Below are 5,989 nucleotides of genomic sequence, written 5' to 3'. Positions count from 1 at the left end.
AAGTTAAGCTCTCTAGCGCCGATGGTAGTTGGGACCTTGTCCCTGTGAGAGTAGGACGTCGCCAAGCAACTTTAAGACGAGTCAGAATGACTCGTCTTTTTTGTGTTTTATAAAAATAAGAATGGCTGGTAAATCTCAGTTTATTAAAATTTCACTTTATTGTTCACATCAACAAGTTCAAAACGCTCACAGACGAGTAACATATCTTCAGAGAAATTAAGACCAAGCTCATTTAGTTCCTTTGTAAAAAAACGAACATGGGTGTCTCTCCAGTAATTATAAGTACGATCTCCTTCGCCTTCAGCGATAGCGAATTCTTCGCTTACTTCATTCATTGGTGTTACAGTTACTTCTATTGTCTTAATAATAGCTACAGGTTCATCATTACTATTGAGTATAATACTATAATCATTAGTAGTCGGTAGCGATTCATGTTCTAATTCATAAAAAATGTGACCGGAGCATGTAGCTGTTTTAATACCGTCAATTACTAGTTGTGCAAGATAATTAGGGGCATCCCCAAATTGCCAAGCTGTAACAGATTCTGGTTTTTTGTTGTTTCCCCAATAAGTATCCCAATATGTCTGTGCTAATTGATTCATTTTTATCGTCACCTCACTCTAATTAATATTTAATCTCTTTATAATTCCTAGGAAATTTATTTATTTGTTATGCCTTTGTACTTATTTTTAATTTGTATCAGTGTGTTGCAAATTAAAAAGATACTATGTGGAGTGAATATAGTTTGTAAATATGTTCTGTACATATATGGGATCTTTAATTTTCCAATTGCATTTTATGATAAAGGACATAGTTACTTAAAGAACGTTCAGATTATGAATGATAGTTTATTATCACTATGCCATATTGAAGTGAGTAATACTAGAGTTGAAATAGATAAAAAAACCGATATTCTAAATTGAATATCAGTTTAATAATATGTGACTTATATGAATCTATAGCAATACGAAAAGCGTAAATAAGATAGCCAACAAAATACGATAGTATGCAAAAGGTTTTAAACCTATCTTCTCTAAAAGTTTTAGAAAAGTTACTACCGCTAGCATCGCTACTATAAAAGAGGTAATGAATCCTACCGCAAACATAGGGATGTCATCGACACTTAAATACTTCCAACTTTTTAGTAAGTCTAAGCCTGTCGCCCCAATCATTACAGGAAGAGCTATTAGAAAAGAGAATTCAGATGCAGTCTTATAATTTACTTTTGCTAATAGACCTCCAGAGATAGTAGAGCCAGCTCTAGAGAAGCCAGGGTATACCGCTAAGCACTGAAATAATCCGATTGTTAAAGCTTGGCGGTATGTTAAATCGTCCAGTGAATAGGCTGCTGCCTCTTTCTTTTTTACTTCTGCAAAGATCATAAGAATTGCCCCTGCTACAAGTCCAATCACAACAGTGTATGGCTGGAATAAGTATGTTTTAATAATATCATGTAGTAGCAAACCAGCAACGACTGCCGGAAATACGCCAAGAAATACATGGAACGCGTTGAATTTTTTTTCTTTCTGTATAAGAGGTTTAATATTACATAAAGAAACGAGACGTTTATGATATAAAATTGCAATAGCTAAAATTGCGCCTAGCTGAATAACAATTTCAAACGTTTTTGCTCTTTCTCCCTCAAAGCCTAATAAATGCCCGACTAATATAAGGTGGCCAGTAGAAGATATAGGTAAAAATTCAGCTAATCCTTCTACAATACCGAGTATGAAGGCAATAATGATATCGCTCATAGTTTCACTCCTATACATTAATGAATGTCTACTTTTTTAAAATAGAATAGTGTTGCAATAAATCCGGAAATTGTCGTTACTGCAATGATGATATAAGAATACTCTGGTGGATATGTCGGTTGTAATTCGTTATTTGCGATATCTAGAGTAGCGGTCCACGGAAATAAATCTTTATGCTTGGAGTTTACGAGCATAAGATTAGTCATTGTAATAATGACTGTTAATATAATGGGTGGTACATAGCTCTTCATTACAAGAGTTAGTAGCACAATAGGTGAAGACAATAGAAAGAGAAGTCCACCACATATTAAAAATTCTAGGAAAGAACCTAAAAGTAAAGAAATGTTAAAACCAGGGAAGTTCCCCAATAGCCCTAATATTAAAGTAAGTGCCCAAGCGACTAAAGTTAGCATCATAATCCAAAGAAAGAGAATGATGAATTTACTTATAATAAAGCTAATGCGCGACACGGGGATAGTTAGTAAATTTTTCAGTGTATCTTCTGTATATTCGCGGGTAAGCAAATAAGCAACCACTACTCCATATAAGGGGAATCCTATAACTAAAGTAGTATATAAGTTAACGTCAGTGAATAATTGATGGAACCAAATAGTTGGAGTTGGCTGTTTTGTTTTTATATGTATATAAGAGGCTACTACAACTAAGAAAGGTGCGACACCAGCACCAATAATGCTAATTAAAAACATATTAGAGCGTTTTAGCTTTAAGAGTTCTGTATAGAGTAGATTAACCAATTGTTCCACCTCCAACTAGTTTGGTGAAATAATCTTCTAGTCTATCTTCGCTTATCATCATTTTTAATACTTCAATATCATTAAGAACAAACGTTCTGTTTATGTATCCTTGTTGTCCAAAATGAGAGTAAATACGAATATTTCCTTCATCATGTACTTCATAATCAAAAATTTGAAGATGATTTTCTAATAACATCACAGCTTTATCGTCATTATTCACTTGAAACTCTATGTACTTACGGTTTGCCTTGCGCAGCGTATCAAGAGAAACTTCTTCTAGTAACTTTCCTTCATGAATAATTCCGATACGATCGACTAACTGTTCTACCTCGGTTAATATGTGACTAGAAATGAGTATTGTTATATTTCTTTCTTGAGCTAAAGAATGAATAAGTTTTCGCATTTCTTTAATACCAATAGGGTCTAGTCCGTTAGTTGGTTCATCTAATATGAGTAGCTCAGGATAATGGAGAAGAGCACGTGCAATTCCTAAGCGTTGCTTCATTCCTAAAGAATACTTTCCTACTAACTTTTTTGTCTCATGCTGCAAGCCTACTATTTCTAATGCTTCTTCGATAGCATTCTTTTTGTGAACCCCAATTATCTTTGCATTAATTAATAGGTTTTCTTTTGCAGTTAAGTTTTCATAAAATCCTGGAACTTCAACTATAGAACCAATTCTGCTTAAAATATCTTTTTGATTTTGGAATAAGTTCGCTCCGAATATTTCAATCGTTCCACTTGTAGGCTTTATAAGACTAAGTAGCATACGAATGGTTGTTGTTTTACCAGCACCGTTGCGGCCTATGAAGCCATAAATCTCCCCTTGTTGAACATTAATATTTAAATTATCTACTGATTTTTGATTGCCATATACTTTAGTAAGGTTAGTCGTTTTTATAATTGTATTTATAGGAGACACCTGCTTTCTATAAGTTCTTACTTACATCATAAAAAGGAAGGCTTAACTGCATATTAATCATTTCTTAACTATTTCTTAAAAGTATTGTGCTTTGGAATAGAAAAGCCAAAAGTAGTTCGTTTCCATGGAGTACTTTCAACCCATATATGTCCACCGTTTTTCTCAACAAGCGCTTTGGAAATAGAAAGCCCGAGACCGCTACCACCAAATGAAGAGTTTCTTGATTGTTCGCTTCGGTACATTCGCTCAAATACGTTTTGTAAATCATGTTTTGGAATACCAGGGCCTTGATCCCAAATATGAAGTTCGTATTCTGCATCAGCTTCTAGCAATTCGACTCCTATTGTTTTCCCATCCTTTCCGTAATAAATTGCATTTTTCATTAAATTACCGATAATCCGCATAATGCTTAGATGATCTGCGATGATAGGACAAGTAGATTCTGGTATGAGAATTTGCAGTTCGATGTTATGTTTTGAGAGCTCAGGTAAAAATTCAATCAAAACTTCTCTAGTAACTTCAGAAAAGTCGAGTTCTTCTTCTTTTAGTGGAAATTCATTAGCGTCTAGCTTCGCCATATTGAATATTTCATCAACTAGGTGCTTTAAGTTATTTGATTTCATATAGAGTATTTTAAGATATTCTTGTTTTTCTATTTCAGAAGCAGCAACTCCGTCTTTCAAAGCATCTATATATCCGATAATGGAGGTGAGTGGTGTTCGTATATCGTGGGAGATACTAGACAAAAGTTGTTTTCTGGATTCCTCGGATCTTTTGGCTTCAATTTGAACCTGCTCTAATTTACCTATTAGCTCGTTTATTGAAAAAACGATATTATGTAATGAGTGGTCATTGCTTGTGAATAATCTCGTTTGTAAGTTTCCTTTTAGTACACGACTTAATTTAGTATCCATTGCTTTGCGATATTGAATGAATTGTATTCTTGAAAAGAAGAGATAAATTGTAATTAAGATAAGGATAATAAATAAAGACATTTTTATTCTTGGATCCATTTGTATGTTTAAAATCCCGCAAATGATAAGTTGTAATGAAATCAGGAAGAGGGTTTTATCAGTCTTCAAGCTTTTCACCTACAAACTTATAACCAATTCCCCATATAGTCTGAATGAATTTTGGATTGGAAGGGTCAATTTCTATTTTCTTTCTGAGTTTTCGAATATGTACCATAACGGTATTATCATCTTCTATATAATTATCGTCCCACACATTTCGGAAGAGCTGTGTTTTTGTAAATACTTGCCCTGGGTTTGAAGTAAAGAATTTTAACAGTTCCAGTTCTTTTCCGGTTAAGCTAATTTCTTCTTTGTTTGTATGAACTGTGTATGTATTTAAATTGATAGTTAGTCCTTTAAAAGATAAAGTTGTTTTTTCTTGAGCAGTATTGTTACTTCCGAGAACTAAAAAACGCCGCATAAGAGCTTTTACTCGTGCAATTACTTCGTGAATGCTGAAAGGTTTCGTAATATAATCATCAGCACCAATGCTTAAACCTAAAATTTTATCAACTTCGTGATCTTTAGCGGTGAGCATTAATATAGGTATGTTAGTTTTATCTCTAAGTTTTTTACATACCTCGATTCCATCTATTTTGGGCATCATAAGATCTAATATAACGAGGTTATAGTTATTTTGATTAAATAAATGTAAGGCTTCTTCGCCGTTGATTGCAGTGTCTACCATGTATAATTCTCGTTCTAAATATATTTTTAATAAATTTCGGATTTCTTTATCGTCGTCTGCTATAAGGATACGTATATCTTTCATATCTTCACCTGCTTCTAATAGAGTTTTATTGATAGTACAACAACTCTCTAATTATATACTAGTATTTGTTAAAATAAGGTTGCTAGTTTTGTTGGAGGAAAACGTCCACACAAGTTAAGTTTAGAGTTCAAATTAACTCGAATATATTTGGAAAAACAAATTAAAGAGAAGCAGAAGGTGTGCTCCGATAATGAAATCCTATAGAGACGTATTTAGTTAAAAGAGCATAAAAATATTAAATTGAAGTTCTTTATAAAAAGGTGTTGACGATTATACTTTAGAGGTGTAATATAGAACAAGTCGCCGATGACATTAACGTCGAAAGCGACAAACGAAATAAAAAACTTAGTTGACATCAATTAACGAAAGTGTTAACATAAGGAAGTCGCAAATGAGCGACCAAGTAGTTCTTTGAAAACTGAACGAAACAAACAACGTGAAACGTCAATTTTTATTTTAGATGCTAGACAAACTAACTTTATTGGAGAGTTTGATCCTGGCTCAGGATGAACGCTGGCGGCGTGCCTAATACATGCAAGTCGAGCGAATGGATTAAGAGCTTGCTCTTATGAAGTTAGCGGCGGACGGGTGAGTAACACGTGGGTAACCTGCCCATAAGACTGGGATAACTCCGGGAAACCGGGGCTAATACCGGATAATATTTTGAACCGCATGGTTCGAAATTGAAAGGCGGCTTCGGCTGTCACTTATGGATGGACCCGCGTCGCATTAGCTAGTTGGTGAGGTAACGGCTCACCAAGGCAACGATGCGT

General features: G+C 34.2%; 6 protein-coding genes and 1 rRNA gene. 1 reads left to right on the top strand and 6 read right to left on the bottom strand.

Annotated features, from left to right (window positions below; all coding sequences use genetic code 11):
• Positions 1 to 143: 143 nt before the first annotated feature.
• The 6 genes from HMAS_RS27475 to HMAS_RS27445 form a co-directional block, all read right to left on the bottom strand.
• The gene (locus tag HMAS_RS27475) at positions 144 to 602 is read right to left on the bottom strand and encodes an ASCH domain-containing protein (protein WP_001072419.1); all 459 of its coding nucleotides are present in this window, start codon (positions 600 to 602) and stop codon (positions 144 to 146) included.
• A gap of 354 nt (positions 603 to 956) precedes the next feature.
• Positions 957 to 1,754, bottom strand: a complete 798-nt coding sequence (gene uppP, locus HMAS_RS27465; RefSeq protein ID WP_001279957.1) for an undecaprenyl-diphosphate phosphatase UppP — start codon at positions 1,752 to 1,754, stop codon at positions 957 to 959.
• A gap of 17 nt (positions 1,755 to 1,771) precedes the next feature.
• Entirely contained in the window at positions 1,772 to 2,509 is a 738-nt protein-coding gene (locus tag HMAS_RS27460; protein ID WP_000247719.1) for an ABC transporter permease, read from the bottom strand.
• On the bottom strand, positions 2,502 to 3,431 hold the full coding sequence (locus tag HMAS_RS27455; RefSeq protein WP_116345155.1) for an ABC transporter ATP-binding protein: 930 nt from the start codon (positions 3,429 to 3,431) through the stop codon (positions 2,502 to 2,504). Before HMAS_RS27455 ends, HMAS_RS27460 begins: the two co-directional genes overlap by 8 nt.
• Positions 3,432 to 3,499: 68 nt before the next feature.
• On the bottom strand, positions 3,500 to 4,513 hold the full coding sequence (locus tag HMAS_RS27450) for a sensor histidine kinase (RefSeq protein WP_025710449.1): 1,014 nt from the start codon (positions 4,511 to 4,513) through the stop codon (positions 3,500 to 3,502).
• Entirely contained in the window at positions 4,503 to 5,216 is a 714-nt protein-coding gene (locus tag HMAS_RS27445) for a response regulator transcription factor (protein ID WP_000651995.1), read from the bottom strand. Before HMAS_RS27445 ends, HMAS_RS27450 begins: the two co-directional genes overlap by 11 nt.
• 478 nt (positions 5,217 to 5,694) lie before the next feature.
• On the opposite strand from HMAS_RS27445, the gene HMAS_RS27440 reads away from it, so the two are divergent.
• Positions 5,695 to 5,989, top strand: a 16S ribosomal RNA gene (locus HMAS_RS27440); the annotation flags it as partial.

This window comes from Bacillus sp. HMA207, from assembly GCF_003402455.1.
In the GTDB taxonomy this organism is placed as follows: domain Bacteria; phylum Bacillota; class Bacilli; order Bacillales; family Bacillaceae_G; genus Bacillus_A; species Bacillus_A cereus.
This window is presented reverse-complemented; position numbering and strand designations above follow the sequence as displayed.